General features: G+C 69.1%; 14 protein-coding genes and 1 pseudogene. 14 read left to right on the top strand and 1 reads right to left on the bottom strand.

Going from position 1 to position 17,485, the window contains the following annotated elements:
- The 11 genes from A5659_RS02530 to A5659_RS02480 form a co-directional block, all read left to right on the top strand.
- Positions 1-223 (top strand): proteasome accessory factor PafA2 family protein (locus A5659_RS02530; RefSeq protein WP_082975877.1); only part of this gene is annotated, 223 nt, incomplete at its 5' end.
- 118 nt (positions 224-341) lie between these two features.
- Positions 342-536 (top strand): ubiquitin-like protein Pup, encoded by a 195-nt coding sequence (locus A5659_RS02525; protein WP_066860430.1) that lies wholly within the window; start codon positions 342-344, stop codon positions 534-536.
- Entirely contained in the window at positions 533-1,423 is an 891-nt protein-coding gene (prcB, locus tag A5659_RS02520; protein ID WP_067179150.1) for a proteasome subunit beta, read from the top strand. The genes A5659_RS02525 and prcB overlap by 4 nt, the downstream gene beginning before the upstream one ends.
- Positions 1,420-2,184, top strand: a complete 765-nt coding sequence (gene prcA / locus A5659_RS02515) for a proteasome subunit alpha (RefSeq protein ID WP_066860413.1) — start codon at positions 1,420-1,422, stop codon at positions 2,182-2,184. Before prcB ends, prcA begins: the two co-directional genes overlap by 4 nt.
- Before the next feature lie 209 nt (positions 2,185-2,393).
- Entirely contained in the window at positions 2,394-3,752 is a 1,359-nt protein-coding gene (gene pafA, locus A5659_RS02510) for a Pup--protein ligase (protein ID WP_156748774.1), read from the top strand.
- Positions 3,753-3,827: 75 nt separating this feature from the next.
- A complete protein-coding gene (locus A5659_RS02505) occupies positions 3,828-4,868 on the top strand; it encodes a YafY family protein (RefSeq protein WP_067179148.1) in 1,041 nt (346 codons plus the stop codon).
- Positions 4,869-4,941: 73 nt separating this feature from the next.
- A complete protein-coding gene (locus A5659_RS02500) occupies positions 4,942-5,910 on the top strand; it encodes a YafY family protein (RefSeq protein ID WP_067179146.1) in 969 nt (322 codons plus the stop codon).
- A 99-nt stretch (positions 5,911-6,009) separates the two neighbouring features.
- Complete coding sequence (gene tatA / locus A5659_RS02495; protein WP_066880597.1) at positions 6,010-6,285, top strand: Sec-independent protein translocase subunit TatA; 276 nt, start codon at positions 6,010-6,012, stop codon at positions 6,283-6,285.
- Positions 6,286-6,331: 46 nt separating this feature from the next.
- Positions 6,332-7,291, top strand: a complete 960-nt coding sequence (gene tatC, locus A5659_RS02490) for a twin-arginine translocase subunit TatC (protein WP_156748772.1) — start codon at positions 6,332-6,334, stop codon at positions 7,289-7,291.
- A 19-nt stretch (positions 7,292-7,310) separates the two neighbouring features.
- Positions 7,311-10,067, top strand: coding sequence for an RNA helicase (locus tag A5659_RS02485; protein ID WP_067179153.1), 2,757 nt, complete (start codon positions 7,311-7,313; stop codon positions 10,065-10,067).
- Between the two features lie 65 nt (positions 10,068-10,132).
- Positions 10,133-10,891 carry a DUF4333 domain-containing protein gene (locus tag A5659_RS02480; RefSeq protein ID WP_067179142.1) on the top strand — a complete coding sequence of 253 codons (759 nt, stop codon included), beginning with the start codon at positions 10,133-10,135 and terminating at the stop codon, positions 10,889-10,891.
- A gap of 12 nt (positions 10,892-10,903) precedes the next feature.
- Here A5659_RS02480 and A5659_RS02475 read toward each other — a convergent pair whose 3' ends face one another.
- Positions 10,904-11,857 carry a 5'-3' exonuclease gene (locus A5659_RS02475; RefSeq protein ID WP_067179140.1) on the bottom strand — a complete coding sequence of 318 codons (954 nt, stop codon included), beginning with the start codon at positions 11,855-11,857 and terminating at the stop codon, positions 10,904-10,906.
- A 70-nt stretch (positions 11,858-11,927) separates the two neighbouring features.
- Here A5659_RS02475 and A5659_RS02470 point away from each other — a divergent pair, with 70 nt between their 5' ends.
- The 3 genes and pseudogenes from A5659_RS02470 to A5659_RS02460 form a co-directional block, all read left to right on the top strand.
- Entirely contained in the window at positions 11,928-13,055 is a 1,128-nt protein-coding gene (locus A5659_RS02470; protein WP_067022043.1) for a Xaa-Pro peptidase family protein, read from the top strand.
- Positions 13,056-13,091: 36 nt separating this feature from the next.
- Positions 13,092-15,368 carry an alpha/beta hydrolase-fold protein gene (locus tag A5659_RS02465; protein WP_067179138.1) on the top strand — a complete coding sequence of 759 codons (2,277 nt, stop codon included), beginning with the start codon at positions 13,092-13,094 and terminating at the stop codon, positions 15,366-15,368.
- A gap of 89 nt (positions 15,369-15,457) precedes the next feature.
- Positions 15,458-17,485: pseudogene (locus A5659_RS02460) on the top strand (hypothetical protein); the annotation flags it as partial.

Here is a 17,485-nt window from a genome sequence, read left to right as displayed (position 1 = left end):
GCCGCCGACGGACACCCGCGCCTATTTCCGCGGTGAGTGCCTGCGCCGATTCGGCGCCGACATCGCCGCGGCCAGCTGGGACTCGGTGATTTTCGATCTGGGTGGTGATTCGCTGGTCCGGATCCCGACGTTAGAGCCGCTGCGCGGCAGCAAAGCCCACGTCGGGGCGCTGCTGGACTCGGTGGACAGCGCCGCCCAACTGGTCGAACAACTCACCAGCTAGGTGCCGGTTAACCCAGGGAACGTCGGGGTCGACCGGTAGGCTAGGAAAGACCAACGGGCAGTGTGGCTTGATCGGTGAACAAGCCATTCAACGGGCCCAGACAACGCAGGAGGCGGCGATGGCTCAGGAGCAGACCAAGCGTGGCGGTGGTGGCGACGACGAAGACGATGTCGCCGGCAGCACCGCCGCGGGCCAAGAACGCCGGGAGAAGCTAGCCGAGGACACCGACGATCTGCTGGATGAGATCGACGACGTCCTCGAGGAGAACGCCGAGGACTTCGTTCGCGCGTATGTCCAAAAGGGCGGACAGTGACCTGGCCTTTCTCTGATCGCCTGTCCACCAATTCCGCGCTTCCGGGTTACGCACCGCCAAGAAGCCCCGCTATAGACCTCTCGTCGTTTGCTGATCTGTTGCGTCGGCAGGCGCCGGAGTTGCTGCCGGCGAGCCTGTCGGGCACGCAGTCCGATGGCGCCGCGGGGCAGCTGCCCCACGGCACCACCATCGTCGCGCTGAAATATCCCGGCGGCGTGGTGCTCGCCGGCGATCGGCGTTCGACGCAGGGCAACATGATCGCCGGGCGCGACGTCAAGAAGGTGTACATCACCGACGATTACACGGCCACCGGCATCGCCGGCACCGCCGCGATCGCGGTGGAATTCGCCCGCCTGTATGCGGTGGAACTCGAGCATTACGAGAAGCTCGAGGGCGTGCCGCTCACGTTCGCCGGCAAGGTGAACCGGTTGGCCATCATGGTGCGGGGCAACCTGGCCGCCGCGATGCAGGGTCTGATCGCCTTGCCGCTACTGGTGGGCTACGACATCGATGCGCCGGATCCCGAAGGCGCCGGGCGCATCGTGTCTTTCGACGCCGCCGGCGGCTGGAACCTGGAAGAGGAGGGCTACCAGTCGGTGGGGTCGGGATCGATTTTCGCCAAGTCGTCGATGAAGAAGTTGTACTCGCAGGTCACCGACGCCGACTCCGCGGTGCGCGTCGCCATCGAGGCGCTCTACGACGCCGCCGATGACGATTCCGCCACCGGCGGACCGGATCTGGTGCGCGGCATCTACCCGACCGCGGTCACCATCGGCGCCGAGGGGGCGCTCGACGTGCCGGAGAGCCGCATTGCCGAATTGGCCCGCGAAGTGATCCAAAGCCGTTCGCGCGCCGACACTTTCGGCCCCGATGGTGGTGAGAAGTGAGCTTCCCGTATTTCATCTCGCCCGAGCAGGCGATGCGCGAGCGCAGCGAGCTCGCGCGCAAGGGCATCGCCCGGGGCAAGAGCGTGGTCGCGCTGGCCTACGCCGGTGGTGTGCTCTTCGTCGCGGAGAACCCGTCGCGGTCACTGCAGAAGATCAGCGAGCTCTACGACCGCGTCGGCTTCGCGGCCGCCGGCAAGTTCAACGAATTCGACAACTTGCGCCGCGGCGGAATCCAGTTCGCCGACACCCGCGGGTACGCCTACGACCGTCGTGACGTCACGGGCCGGCAGCTGGCCAACGTCTACGCGCAGACGCTGGGCACCATCTTCACCGAGCAGGCCAAGCCCTACGAGGTGGAGCTGTGCGTGGCCGAGGTCGCGCACTACGGCGAGAGCAGACCGCCTGAGCTGTACCGGATTACCTACGACGGGTCGATCGCCGACGAGCCGCATTTCGTGGTGATGGGTGGCACCACCGAACCGATCACCACGGCGCTCAAGGACTCTTACGCCGAGAACGCCGACCTGCGTGAGGCCACCCGCATCGCCGTCAAGGCCCTGCGGGCCGGCAGCGAAGCGTCGAATGGCGACCAGGCAGCCCTGGACGTCGGCAGCCTGGAAGTCGCCATCCTGGATGTCAACCGGCCGCGACGGGCGTTCCGGCGGATCAACCGCGCCAGCCTGGAAAATTTGCTGCGCGAGTTGGATTCCGACGGCCCGGCAGGCGACGGCGAGGAATCGAACGGGGAATCCGCCGACTAGGCATCGCTCGGCGCGGCCCGCCGCCGGTGCCGATGGGGCTGTTGGTGCCCAAGGTGCGGGTGAGCCGCGAGGAGTAGCAAGGTCCGGCGGGCGGACGGTCGCCCGGTGCGGCCTCCCGAAGGCGTCCGCGTGGCCTCCGGAAAACTTCGTCGGATTGATACGCGCGGCTTGCTCACCGTCCCGGTCGGACAACCAGTACGCTCGATTACGTGCAGCGACGAATCATGGGCATCGAGACCGAGTTCGGGGTCACCTGCACATTCCATGGGCACCGGCGGCTCAGCCCGGACGAGGTGGCCCGCTACTTGTTCCGCCGTGTCGTGTCCTGGGGCCGCAGCTCCAATGTTTTCCTGCGTAACGGCGCCCGCCTGTACCTCGACGTCGGCAGCCACCCGGAGTACGCCACCGCCGAGTGCGACAGCCTGGTGCAGCTGGTCACCCACGACCGCGCGGGCGAATGGGTGCTGGAAGACCTGCTCGTCGACGCCGAGCAGCGACTGGCCGACGAGGGCATCGGCGGCGACATCTACCTTTTCAAGAACAACACCGACTCGGCGGGCAACTCCTACGGGTGCCACGAGAACTACCTGATCGTGCGGGCCGGTGAGTTCTCCCGGATCTCCGATGTGCTGTTGCCGTTCCTGGTCACCCGCCAGCTGATCTGCGGCGCCGGAAAGGTCTTACAGACCCCCAAGGCCGCGACGTTCTGTCTCTCCCAACGCGCCGAGCACATTTGGGAAGGCGTTTCCTCGGCCACCACCCGCAGCCGGCCGATCATCAACACCCGCGACGAGCCCCACGCCGACGCCGAGAAATACCGGCGGCTGCACGTGATCGTCGGCGACTCCAACATGTGCGAGACCACCACCATGCTCAAGGTGGGCACGGCCGCTCTGGTGCTCGAGATGATCGAAGCCGGCGTCCCGTTCCGGGACTTCTCGCTGGACAATCCCATCCGCGCCATCCGCGAGGTCAGCCACGACATCACCGGTCGCCGGCCCGTGCGGTTGGCGGGCGGGCGGCAGGCCAGCGCGCTGGACATCCAGCGGGAGTACTACACCCGCGCCGTCGAGCACCTGCAGACCCGCGAACCCAACGCGCAGATCGAGCAGATCGTCGACCTGTGGGGCCGCCAGCTCGACGCGGTCGAAAGCCAGGACTTCGCCAAGGTGGACACCGAGATCGACTGGGTGATCAAGCGCAAGCTCTTCCAGCGCTACCAGGACCGCTACAACATGGAGCTGTCCGACCCCAAGATCGCCCAGCTGGACTTGGCCTACCACGACATCAAGCGCGGACGCGGCGTCTTCGACCTGTTGCAGCGCAAGGGGCTGGCCGCCCGCGTCACCACCGATGAGGACATCGCCGAGGCGGTCGACAACCCGCCGCAGACCACCCGGGCGCGGCTGCGCGGCGAGTTCATCAGCGCCGCCCAGGCCGCCGGCCGCGACTTCACCGTCGACTGGGTGCACCTCAAGCTCAACGACCAGGCGCAGCGCACCGTGCTGTGCAAGGACCCGTTCCGTGCGGTCGACGAGCGGGTCAAGCGCCTGATCGCAAGCATGTAGCCGCTCCGACGCGCCGGCGCGACGCGGATGGCTGGCGGAAGCGCCAGACGAGGACCATCGAATAACCTGGAGCCAATGGCGACGTCAAAAGTCGAACGGCTGGTGAATCTGGTCATCGCCCTGCTGTCCACCCGCGGTTACATCTCGGCGGAGAAGATCAGGTCGAGCGTGGCGGGCTATTCGGACAGCCCCAGCGCCGAGGCGTTCTCCCGCATGTTCGAGCGCGACAAGAACGAGCTACGCGACCTGGGCATCCCGCTCGAGGTCGGCCGGGCCTCGGCCTGGGACCCCACCGAGGGTTACCGGATCAACCGCGACGCCTACGCGCTCGCACCGGTCGACCTGACCCCCGACGAGGCGGCCGCGGTCGCCGTTGCGACGCAGCTGTGGGAGTCGCCCGAGCTGATCACCGCGACGCAGGGCGCGCTGCTCAAGCTGCGCGCGGCCGGCGTCGACGTCGATCCCGACGCGCCCGTCGCCATCGCGTCGCCGGCCGGCGTGCCCGGCCTGCGCGGGTCGGAAGACGTCCTGGGAATCCTGTTGTCCGCCATCGACTCCCGGCAGGCGGTGCAGTTTCAGCACCGACCCTCGAGGGCCGAGCCATACGCCACCCGCACCGTCGAGCCCTGGGGCGTGGTCACCGAGAAGGGCCGCTGGTATCTGGTGGGCCACGACCGCGACCGCGACGCCACCCGGACCTTCCGGCTTTCCCGGATCGGTACGGACGTCACGCCGATCGGGCCGCCGGGCGCCGTCACCGTGCCGAAAGACGTTGACCTGCGCAAGATCGTGGCCCAGACCGTCACCGAAGTGTCGGCGGGGCCGACCGTCGGGCGGGCGCGAGTGTGGGTGGCCGACGGGCGGGCCACCGCGCTGCGGCGCGCGGGCAGGCCCGTCGATGCCCGCCAGTTCGGCGGTCGCGACGGCGAGGTGATCGAACTCGACATCTCCTTCGCCGACCAGCTGGCACGGGACATCGCCGGCTACGGGCCCGACGCCCTGGTGCTCGAACCGCAGTCCCTGCGCGACGACGTGCTGGGCCGGCTGCGCGCGCATGCGGGCGGGGACGCCGTCGGGGCGGGGCAACCGCCCGGCCGCGGGGGAGTGTCCGCGTGACACGCGCCAGCGACGATGCAGAGCGCGGCGATGAGGCGGGGGCACCTCCCGCTTGCGGGGGAGAGTGGCGCCAATGACTCCGATCTCCACCCGGCTGATCCGGCTGTTGAACATGGTTCCGTATTTCCAGGCCAATCCCCGGGTCACCCGAGCCAAGGCGGCCGCCGATCTCGGGGTGTCGGCCAAGCAGCTCGAAGACGACCTGAACCAGCTGTGGATGTGCGGGCTGCCGGGCTACTTTCCGGGGGACCTGATCGATTTCGAGTTCTCCGGGGACACCATCGAGGTGACCTTCTCCGCGGGAATCGACCGCCCGCTCAAGCTCACCTCGCCGGAGGCCACCGGGCTGCTGGTCGCCTTGCGGGCGCTGGCCGACATTCCCGGCGTCGTCGACCCCGAGGCCGCGCGCAGCGCGATCGCCAAGATCGAGGGCGCCGCCGGGGCCCGGGCGCAGGACGCTTCGGCCGCGGCAACGGCCGTCGACGAGCCCGCGCCGGTGGAGAACCGGGCCGCCGCCGCGGTGCGTGCGGCCGTGCAGTCCAAGCACGCGCTGGCCATCGACTACTACTCCGCCTCCCACGACACCCTGACCAGCCGGGTCGTCGACCCCATCCGGGTGCTGCTGATCGGCGGCCACAGCTACCTGGAGGCCTGGTCGCGCGAGGCCGAGGGCGTTCGGCTGTTCCGCTTCGACCGGATCGTCGACGCCAGCGAGCTCGATGAGCCGGCCGCGCCGCCCGAGCCCGCCCTGCACGCGCCGCCGGACACCTCGCTGTTCGACGGCGACCCGGCGCTGCCGTCGGCCAGCCTGCGCGTGGCCCCCGCGGCGTCCTGGATGTTCGAGTACTACCCGATGCGCGACCTGCGCGAGCTGCCGGACGGATCCTGCGAGGCGGTGATGACCTATGCCTCCGAGGATTGGATGACGCGGCTGGTGCTGGGCTTCGGCCCCGACGTCCAGGTGCTGGCACCCGCGTCGCTGGCGCGGCGGGTGCGCGATACGGCGGCGGCCGCCCTGACTGCCTACGACGCCATGAACTGACAAAAGTCCAGGCGAGATGGTCCACCGCGGCGCGGCGCGGGCCCGCCGCCACCTGGCCCCGCTGCGGTAGCATCGGGTGAACGTCTGGAGGTAATCAAAGTGGGCAGTCTTAGTCCGTGGCACTGGGCGATCCTCGCGGTCGTGGTGATCTTGCTGTTCGGTGCCAAGAAGCTCCCCGACGCTGCGCGTTCGTTGGGTAAGTCGATGCGGATCTTCAAGTCCGAATTGCGCGAGATGCAGACCGAGAACAAGGCGGAAGCGCCGTCCCTGGAAACCCCGTCGACCCCGCCGGCCGCCCCCCAGCCGGTGCAGTCGCAGCGGGTCGACGCGCCGGCGCCCAGCGAGCAGGGGCACAGCGAAGCACGTCCGGCCTAGCCGTCACCATCGTCGCGCGCTGCCCGAGCGCCACTGACCGAGCATCGTGAAAGTCTTCAAGGTTTCTTCAGCGCGCACTACCGGCCTGCTGAGGCGCCTCAACCCTCGTAACCGTCGCAGCCGAACCAACCCGGATGCGACCATGTCGCTGGTCGATCACCTGACGGAGCTGCGCACCCGGCTGCTGATCTCCCTGGCCGCGATCCTGCTGACCACGATTTTCGGCTTCGTCTGGTACTCGCATTCGATCTTCGGTCTGGAAAGCCTCGGCGAGTGGCTGCGCCATCCCTACTGTTCGCTGCCGCAATCGGCGCGCGCCGAGATCAGCGCAGGCGGCCAGTGCCGGCTGCTGGCGACCGCGCCGTTCGACCAGTTCATGCTGCGGCTCAAGGTCGGCCTCACGGCGGGAGTGGTGCTGGCCTGCCCGGTGTGGTTCTACCAGCTCTGGGCGTTCATCACGCCCGGGCTCTATCAGAAGGAGCGTCGCTTCGCGATCGCGTTCGTTATCCCCGCCGTGGTGCTGTTCGTCGTCGGCGCGGTGCTGGCCTACTTCGTACTGGCCAAGGCGCTGGGCTTCCTGCTGACCGTCGGCAGCGACGTCCAGGTGACCGCGCTGTCCGGCGACAGATATTTCGGCTTCTTGATCAACCTGCTGGTGGTCTTCGGCGTCAGCTTCGAATTCCCGCTGCTCATCGTCATGCTCAACACCATCGGGATGCTGACCTATGAGCGGCTCAAGGCGTGGCGGCGCGGCCTGATCTTCGCGATGTTCGCGTTCGCCGCGGTCTTCACGCCCGGATCCGACCCGTTCTCGATGACCGCCCTCGGGTTGGCGCTCTCGGTCCTCCTGGAGTTCGCCATTCAGATCGCTCGGCTGCACGACAGGCGCAAGGCCAAGCGTGAAGCGCAGGCCGTGGTTCCCGACGACGAAGCATCGGTGATCGAACCGCCCAGCGCGATACCCGAGCCGTCGCTGTCCGCCGGGCAACACGACGATGTCACCTGATCCGTCGCCGCCCTCCGACCTGGCGGAGCTGGTGGAGCTCACCCGATTCACCGCCGATCTGCCCTTCGCGCTGGATGGCTTTCAGCATCGGGCGTGCGCGGCGCTCGAACGAGGCCACGGCGTGCTGGTCTGCGCGCCGACCGGCGCCGGCAAGACGGTGGTCGGCGAATTCGCCGTGCACCTGGCGCTGGCATCCGGCGGTAAGTGCTTCTACACCACGCCGCTGAAAGCGCTGAGCAACCAGAAGCACACCGACCTCACGGCGCGCTACGGCCGCGACCGCATCGGCCTGCTCACCGGGGACATGTCGGTGAACGCCGACGCGCCCGTGGTCGTCATGACCACCGAAGTGCTGCGCAACATGCTCTACGCCGATTCGCCTGCGCTGCATGGGCTTTCGTATGTGGTGATGGACGAGGTGCACTTCCTGGCCGACCGGATGCGGGGCCCGGTGTGGGAGGAGGTGATCCTGCACCTGCCCGACGAGGTGCGGGTGGTCAGCCTCTCGGCGACGGTGAGCAACGCCGAGGAATTCGGCGGCTGGATCCAGACCGTGCGCGGCGATACGACGGTCGTGGTCGACGAGCATCGGCCGGTGCCGCTGTGGCAGCACGTGTTGGTGGGCAAGCGCCTGCTGGACCTGTTCGACTACGACAACGAGAAACCGGCCGCGGACCGTCAACCTCGCGTCAATCCCGAACTGCTGCGCCACATCTCGCACCGCCGCGAGGCGGACCGCATGACCGACTGGCAGCCGCGTCGCCGGGGCTCGGGCCGGCCGTCGCGGCCGCGCTTCTACCGGACGCCGACACGGCCGGACGTGATCGCCACCCTGGACTCCGAGGGGCTGCTGCCGGCGATCACGTTCGTGTTCTCCCGGGCCGGCTGTGACGCCGCCGTCCAGCAGTGCCTGCGCTCGCCCCTGCAGCTGACCACCCAGGAGGAACGCGCGCAGATCGCCGAGGTGATCGAGCACCGCTGCGGCGACCTCGCCGACGCCGATCTGGGCGTGCTCGGCTACTACGAGTGGCGCGAGGGGCTGCTGCGCGGCCTGGCGGCACACCACGCCGGCATGCTGCCGGTCTTCCGCCACACGGTCGAAGAACTGTTCACCGCCGGACTGGTCAGGGCGGTGTTCGCCACCGAGACCCTGGCGCTCGGGATCAACATGCCCGCCCGCACGGTGGTACTCGAACGGCTGGTGAAGTTCAACGGCGAGCAGCACGTGGCGCTGACGCCGGGGGAGTACACCCAGCTCACCGGCCGCGCCGGGCGGCGCGGCATCGACGTCGAGGGCCACGCGGTGGTGCTGTGGAATCCCACCGAGGAGACCACCGAGCCCTCCGCGGTGGCCGGGCTGGCCTCCACCCGCACCTTCCCGCTGCGCAGCTCGTTCGCCCCGTCGTACAACATGACCATCAACCTCGTCCAACAGATGGGCCCCGAGCAGGCACACCGGTTGCTGGAGCAGTCGTTTGCGCAGTATCAGGCCGACCGCTCGGTCGTCGGGCTGGTCCGCGGCATCGAGCGCGGCACCGCGATGCTCGACGAGATCGCCGCCCAGATCGGCGGACCCAAGGCGCCGATCCTCGAATACGCCCGGATGCGTGCCCGCATCGGCGAGATGGAGCGCGCGCAGTCCCGGGCGTCCCGGCTGCAACGGCGGCAGGCCGCCAGCGATGCATTGGCCGCGCTGCGCCGCGGCGACATCATCAACATCACCCATGGCCGGCGCGGCGGCCTGGCCGTGGTGCTGGAATCGGCCCGCGACAGCACCGACCCGCGACCGCTGGTGCTCACCGAAAACCGTTGGGCCGGAAGGATTTCCTCGGCCGACTATTCGGGTGTGTCGGCGCCGGTCGGTTCGATGTCGCTGCCCAAGCGGGTCGAACACCGGCAGCCCCGGGTCCGGCGTGACCTGGCGTCGGCGCTGCGATCGGCCGCCGCCGGGCTGACCATCCCGGCCCGGCGCCGCGGCGGCCGGGGGGATTCCGATGGTGAATTTCATGATCCCGAGTTGGCGTCGCTGCGCGACGCGCTGCGCCGGCACCCGTCGCACAACACGGCCGGTGTGGAGGAACAGGTCAGGCAGGCCGAGCGCTATCTGCGGATCGAGCGCGACAACGCGCAGTTGGAGAAAAAGGTTGCGGCGGCCACCAATTCGCTGGCCCGGACCTTCGACCGGATCGTCGGGTTGCTCACCGAGCGCGGCTTCATCGAGAGGCGCGACGGCGATCCGCGCGTCACCGACGACGGCCGGCTGCTGGCGCGCATCTACAGCGAAAGCGACCTGCTGGTGGCCGAATGCCTGCGCACCGGCGCGTGGGCGGGGCTCAAGCCCGCCGAACTCGCGGCGGTGGTCTCGTCAGTCCTGTACGAAACCCGGGGCGGCGAGGGGCCGGGGGCGGGTTTTGCGGCCGACGCGCCCACCCAGCAAGTGCGCCAAGCGCTGCAGCAGACCTCGAGGCTGTCGATGGCGCTGCGCGCCGATGAGCAAACGCACCGGATCGCCCCGAGTCGCGAGCCCGACGACGGCTTCGTCAACGTCATCTACCGCTGGGCCCGCACCGGCGACCTGGCGGCGGCGCTGGCGGCCGCCGATCCGGCCGGCACGGGCTCGCCGCTGCTGGCGGGGGATTTCGTGCGCTGGTGCCGCCAGGCGCTCGACCTGCTGGACCAGGTCCGCAACGCCGCCCCGGACCCCGAGCTACGGGCCACCGCCAAGCGGGCTATCAACGACATTCGGCGCGGCGTCGTCGCAGTTGACGCCGGGTAGGCTAGGCCGGAGCTACCGTTAAGCGGCGATAGTGCATGCCAAGACACAAGGGCTGAGGGAGAAAGATGAGCGGACCGCAGGGATCGGACCAGCAGTGGCAGCCGCCCGGTCAAGGTAGCGATCACTCGTCAGAGCCGACTCAGGTGGCACCCACCTGGCAGGAGCAGTCGAACCAGGAGACGTCGTGGCAGGCCCCGGCCTACACCCCGCCCGCCGACTACCCGCAGTATCAGCAGCCGGCGGAACAGGCCTATCCGCAGCAGTATCCCCAGCAGCAGCCGGGCTATGCGCAACCGGGGCAGTACGGTCAGCCCGGCCAGTACGCCCAGCCCGGGCAGTACGCCCAGCCGGGCCAGTACGGTCAGCCCGGCCAGTATCCGCAGCCGGGGCAGTATGGCCAGCCGGGTCAGTATCCCCAACCCGGCCAGTACGGCCAGCCGGGCCAGTACCCGCAGCAGTACCCCGGATATGAGCAGCCCGGCAAGAAGCGGCCCGTCGGCCTCATCGCCGGTGTCGGCGGCGCGATCGCGTTTCTGCTCATCGCGGTGGTGCTGGTGCTCGGTTTCTGGCAGCCCGGGTTCTTCGTCACCACCAAGCTGGACGTCAACAAGGCGCAGGCCGGGGTCCAGCAGGTGCTCAGCGACGAAACCAACGGCTACGGCGCGAAGAACGTCCAGAACGTCAAGTGCAACCACGGCCAGAACCCCACCGTCAAGAAGGGCGCCACGTTCGACTGCGACGTCAGCATCGACGGCGCGCCCAAGCACGTCACGGTGACCTTCCAGGACAACAAGGGCACCTACGAGGTCGGCCGGCCGCAGTAGCCGCCGGGCCGATCAGTTCGGCAGCCCGTCCAGCGCCTTTTGCAGGCGGGCGACCGACGAGCCGACGCCCAGCTCGGTCGCCAGTTCGGCGGTGCGTCGCGGATGGGCGGCGACCAACGGTATTTCGTCGGTGGACGTCGAGAAGGTGACGGGCGCGTCGGTCGCCACCCGCACCACCTTGCCGGCCGCCTCGATGTAATCCAGCGCCCCGAGCAATTTGGTGCGGATGCCCTTGGCCATCTTGGACTTCGGGTCCTGGGCGGCGGTCAGGATCCGCTGCAGCGAGCCGTGCTGGGCCAGCAGCGTCGCCGCGGTCTTCTCGCCGACGCCCGGCACCCCGGGCAGGCCGTCGGACGGATCGCCGCGCAGCAACGCGAGTTCGGCATAGGCGGGGCCGGCGCGATCCACCGGGACGCCGTAGTGTTCGGCCACCTCGGCGGGCCCGAACAACGTGGCCTTGCTCAGCCCGCGGCCGAGGTAGAGCACCCGGACCGGGACGGGATCGTCCGACACCACCTGCAGCAGGTCGCGGTCGCCGCTGACCACCACCACCGGGTCCTTACGTTCCCGGGCCGCCAGAGTGCCCAGCACGTCGTCGGCCTCGTAGCCCTCGGCGCCGGCCGTCGGAATCCCGTATGCGTCAAGGAGTTCGGCGATCATGTCGATCTGGGGCGTCAGGTCGTCGGGGACCTCCTCGACGTCCGGCTCGTCCTGCGGATCCTCCACGGCCACGCGGTGGGCCTTGTAGGACGGGACGAGGTCCACCCGGAACTGGGGACGCCAATCGAGGTCGAGGCAGACGGCCAGCCGGCTGGGCCGCTGCTGGGTGATCACTACGGCCATGGAGTCGATGAACCCCCGAACGGCGTTGACGGGCCGGCCGTCGGGCGCGGTGATCGAGGACGGCACCCCGAAGTACGAGCGGAACCACATGCTGGCGCCGTCGAGCAGCACGAGTGGTCGCATGCGGGTTATCGTCTCACGCCAATCCGCGCACCGAGTCGACGGTCGGCAGGCGGGGGTTAGCCTGACTGCCATGGAGTCTCACCGCTTCGACGCAGCAGTGTATGAACGCCGGCTGGCGGCCGCCGCGGTGGCGGCCGCCAATGCGGGCCTGGCCGGGCTGGTGATCACACCGGGCTATGACCTGCGCTACCTCGTCGGGTCGCGCGCACAGACCCTGGAGCGGTTCACCGCGCTGGTGTTGCCCGCCTCGGGCGAGCCGACGGTGGTGGTGCCGCGTCTCGAGCTGGCCTCGCTGAAGGAATCGGCCATCGCCGAACTCGGCCTGGCGGTGCGGGATTGGGTCGACGGCGACAATCCCTACGATCTGGTGGGCTCCGCGTTGGGCGGTGTCCCCGCCGCGACCGCCGTCACCGATGCCATGCCGGCGTTGCACCTGCTGCCGCTGGCCGAAGCGCTCGGGGTGCTGCCGGTGTTGGCCACCGACGTGTTGCGCACGCTGCGGATGGTCAAGGAGGAATGCGAGGTCGACGCGCTGCGCAAGGCCGGCGCGGCCATCGATCGGGTGCACGCCCGGGTACCGGAGTTCCTGGTCCCGGGTCGCACCGAAGCCGACGTGGCCGCCGACATCGCGGAAGCCATTGTGGCCGAAGGGCATTCGGAGGTCGCGTTCATCATCGTCGGGTCCGGGCCGCACGGCGCCGACCCGCACCACGGGTATTCGGATCGCGAACTGCAGGTCGGTGACATCGTCGTCGTCGACATCGGTGGCGCGTACGAACCGGGCTACAACTCCGACTCCACCCGCACCTACAGCATCGGTGAGCCCGATCCCGAAGTCGCGCAACAGTATTCGGTGCTGCAACGCGCCCAGCGCGCCGCGTATGACGCGGTGCGTCCGGGGGTGACGGCCGAGCAGGTCGACGCCGCCGCCCGTGACGTGCTGGCCGCCGAAGGGCTGGCCGAGTACTTCGTGCACCGCACCGGGCACGGCATCGGGCTGTCGGTGCACGAAGAGCCCTACATCGTCGCCGGAAACGATCTGCCCCTGGCCGAGGGCATGGCCTTCTCGATCGAGCCGGGCATCTATTTTCCGGGCCGTTGGGGCGCTCGGATCGAGGACATCGTCGTCGTCACCCCCGAGGGAGCCCTGGCCGTCAACAACCGGCCGCACGAACTGATCGTGGTTCCGGTGGCCTGACCGACGCGTCACCGGGTCCGCGTAGGTTGGGGCGTGATGTCAATTCTGGATCTCCCGCTGCTTCCGATTCGCATCGCACGCCACGTCGCCGACGCGGTCTTGCACCCCAAGGCACCCGCGCCGGCTCCCGCGCCGCCGGCCGAGCTGGTCGTGGTCGACGGGATGCCCGAGGGCGTGCCGCCGGCGGCGCGGCGCCCCGAGCCCGCACTTCCGTCGCCCGCGGGTTGGCCGTTCGGCGAGGAGTTCCCGCGCACGTGCGGCGCCGGGCGGCTAGCCGGTGGCGCCCTGTTCTGGACCGACTTCCTCTACGACGACCACGGCGCGACGGGTGTCCCGATCGGCGACCTGAAGATCCAGGCGCCGCCGCGCGGAACCTACATCTATCCCGACGGCCCCGCGGCCGGCAACGGCGCCGACATCTTCCGCGTCGCCATCGGGCTCACCGAGACCCACACCTGGTGGCGGATCGACTGGAACACCGTGCTGGACGCGTCGGTGCCCATCGCGCTGTTCACCTTCGACACCGACCCCGCCCGAACGGCGGACGAACACTGGCCCGCCGCAGCCGGGGTGCGTTCGAAGGGCATCGACATGGCCCTGCTGGTCTCGGGCGCCGGCGCCGCGCTGATCGACCTGACCACGCAGGCCAGGACGCCGGTCGAGCACAGCGTCGACATGCAGTCGCGGTCGTTCGTCGCCCAGGTCCCGCGGTCACTGGCCGAACCCACGGGCAGCTGGACGGTCCGCCTGGTGGCGGGGCTGGCCAACGCGGCGGGGGACGGCTTCGCCGACGTGTCCGCCCTGCATGGCGCGCTGCCCGGGCAACCCAACGTGTACAACGTGGCATTTCGCACCCACGAGCAGGAGCCGGTGCACCTGAACTTCTGGTCGGATGCCGCCCAGGCCGCCGCCCTGACACACGGCGACGTCTCCGAGTTCGCGCTGACGGTGCCCTGGGCCCAGCTGGCGGCCCGCAACACCGTTCCCGAGCCGGTGATCACCGGCCCGTCCACCCGGTGGTACGTGTCGTCGGTCGAACTCGGCCAGGGCCTGGAACAGGGTTGGGCCGCCAACGACATCCTGAGCACCAAGCCGCAGTTCCTCGGCCGGGTGCAGCCGTATTCGATCTGCCTGCCCTCGAGCTACGCGCCGGGTCGGACGCTGCCGTTGACCCTGTTGCTGCACTCGCTTTCGCTCGGGCAGAGCCAGTTCGCCGCGATCGACCCGCACCTGCTGCACCAGGTGTGCGAGGGCCGTGACTCGGTCGTGGTCACGCCGCTGGCCCGGGGACCGTCCACCTGGTACTTCGACACCGGCGAACTCGACGTCTGGGAAGTCTGGGCGCGAGTCGCCGAACAATTGGGCACCGACCCCAATCGCACTGTGATTTCCGGCTATTCGATGGGCGGGTATGCGACATACAAGCTGGGACTGAGCTATCCGCAAGTGTTCTCGCAAGCCGTGGTGCTGGCCGGGCCGCCGACGTGCGGGGTGCGGCTGCTGCCGCACGTCGACATTCCCGCCGACCTCGATCCGCATACGCCCTGTGCCCGTGAGGGTGACACCTGGAAGCTGCTGGTGAACGCCCGATGGCTGCCCTACGTCATCGCTCATGGGCTGCTTGACGAACTGGTGCCGTTCGCCTCGGCCGCCGAGCAGGTGCTGGAGCTGGACCGGCTGGGTTACCGGCACCGCTTCAGCGTGTTCCCGCTCGAGGATCACATCGCCTGGGTGTTCCAGGACAAGTTCGAGGACCCGATCTCCCACATGGGAACCGCTCTGCGCCAAGCGGATCCGGGACACATCACGTTCGCCTGGTATCCGCAACTGGTGCGCGCCGACCTGGGCATCGGGCCACACCAGGCGTGGTGGTTGTCGGAACTGGCCGCCGATCCCGAGGTGACCGCGCGGCGCGGGGCCGTCGCCGAGGTCGACGCGCGCTCGTACGCGCGGCCGGACCCCACGCACACCATCCGGCACCATCGCGGCGTCATCCCGCACTTCGAGCCGACGCCCGGGGTGTACAGCGAGCTGGACTGGCAAGTGGGACGGCCGGTCGGCCCGCTGCCGTATTTGACGTTGCGCCTCACCGGAGTTGCCGGTTTACGAGTCGATGTCGCGCGAGCCGGGCTGGCGGCGTTGCCGACGTCGACCATCACGGTGGCCACCGATGTCACCGCCACGATCACGCTCGGTGGCTTGCCTGCGGCGGTCGACGTGCAACTCGATGGCGAACCGGCCGGGGCGACGGTCGCGGTCTCACCCGGGCGACACCGCATCACGTTGACGGCCGCAGCGGCTGTTGATCGGTGAGTTGTGGCGCTAGGTGATTGTCGCTAGCTTGGCGAATCGATCATCGGGTGAATAGCGGCGACGGGCGGACCTGAGCGAAAATTCCGCTCGTGGCTCCCTTGGCTGTCGACCCGGAGGCGATGTACGCCGCGGGTAGTGCCGTGGGTGCCGCCGGCGGTGGTCTGGCGGCGAACCTGACGGTGTTGGCGGCGGGTTTTTCGGCCCACACCGGGGTGGATCGCGCCGGCGAGGTGTTCGGCCTGGCGTATCAGGACACCGCCGAGTCGCTGCTGAAGGCAGTGGCTGCCGTCGTGAATGCGTGCGGGAAATGCGGTGCTCTTATCCAGCAAGGCGCGTCGAACTATTCGAAGGCGGAGGCGGCCTCGACGCTAGGCGGCGGTGGCAGCATTTTGGCGGCGCCGCCCCCGCCGGAGGAACTTGCCGCTCCCAAAGCCCCGGGAACGATGGGGCCCGGAGAGCCGCCACCGGCGCTATGGGCGATCGTGGAGTCGCTCGTCCTCGAGTTGTGGCCCGACGGCGACGTGCCGGGTATGCATGCGGTCGCGTCTCGTTGGCGCAGCTTCGCCGCGGCGGCTAACGGGTTGCAGACGACTCTCAACGCGGCTAAGACACTGCTGGATATCCAACACCTTCCTGAAGGCGACAAGATCGATAACGCTCTCAACGAAATAGGTTCTGCGGCAGCGACTATCGGCGCGCAATGCGGCAAGCTGGCCAGTGCCATCGACAAGTTCGCCGACAAAGTCGGCCGCTCCCAACATGCGATTCGGGATCTGTTGCACCGGCTCGGGTCCCTGGGCGACCTCGGCCACGACATCATGCTCATTATCGACGGCGACGCATGGGACGAGATCAAGAAAATCGCCAAGGACATCAACGACGTGCTGCAGCATCTCGGGCAGGAGGCCCGCGCCGGCGTGCAGGGGATCAGGCTGCTTATGGAAGCGGCCGATCGCGAGGTCGTCACTTGTGAGAAGTACGCGCGCCGCGGGCTCGTCAAGTTCTTAGGGGAAGACGTCGGCAATCCGGTGGCGACCGCATTCGAGTTCGGGATAAATGCCCAGGAGGGCGTTCTCAAAGGTGCGGTCAACATGGGGTTAGGCCTTGCCGACCTGAGCCCGCATTGGATCGCCGTCGACCCCCAAGGCGCAGCCGCCACTTGGACCGGTCTGGTGAAGAATGCGTGGAAGGAGAGTTTGTTCAACGCTCCCATTCATCCCGAGGAATTCGCGCATGCGAGGCTGCAGGAGTTGAAAGGCCTTGTGCATGCCGAGGATTGGACCAGAGATCGGCCCGGATTGGGCGCTGGCGAAGTCGTGTTCGACCTTGGCACGCTGATATCACCCGGTCTCGGTGAGGCGGGCGCAGCGGCCGACGGCGCAGGCGCGGCCGCACGGGGCGCCGAGGGCGAGGCGGAGGCCGCTGGCGCCGCCGGGCGCGTCGGCGGGAAAACGGGCGAAGGGCTTGGCGGCATCGTGGGTGCCCGCGGTGAGCTAACCAGCATTACCAAGGCGAGCGCCGAACTGCCCCAAAAGCTAGGAGGCGTAACCAAGGATTTACCGGATATCAAGCCTCCGGCAAGTGGCACTCCCGTGGCAATGCCACCCGGCAAGCCGATTGAGCCGCCGGTCGAGTCGGCACCTCGCCCGGCCGAGGGCGCCCCCGGCGCACCCCAGGGGTCGACACCCGCGGCAACCTCGCCGGGTCAGGCGGGCCCGCCCGGTGATTCGCCGCCACCCTCGAGTAGTCCCAATGGCGTTCCGCACGAGCCGAATTCGTCACCCACCCCTTCTGCACCGGCGGGCGGTCCCGTCGGCCCGCAAGGCCCTGCGCCCGTTCCCGCTGCGACGCCAGGTGGCTCGGGTGGTCTGCATGATCCCGCGCCTGCGCCGGCTGCGGCCCCTCCGCCGGGTGGTTCTGGTGGGCTGCATGAACCGGCCGCAGAGCCCGCTCCTCCGCCGGCACCGGCTGCGCCGGCCGCTCCCGGGGGTCCGCACGATCCGGCGTCTGTGCCATCCGGCGGCCCGCACGAACCCACCGCGGTGCCGGCGGAGCAGCCGCCTGAGCCGGTCTCCGTGCCGGCCGGTGGCGCTCACGACCCAGTCGCCGAGCCGTCG

Source organism: Mycobacterium sp. 1165196.3, assembly GCF_001673415.1.
Lineage (GTDB): Bacteria > Actinomycetota > Actinomycetes > Mycobacteriales > Mycobacteriaceae > Mycobacterium > Mycobacterium europaeum_A.
The sequence above is the reverse complement of the archived record's forward strand: the minus strand, read 5'-3'. Positions and strand labels throughout refer to the sequence as shown.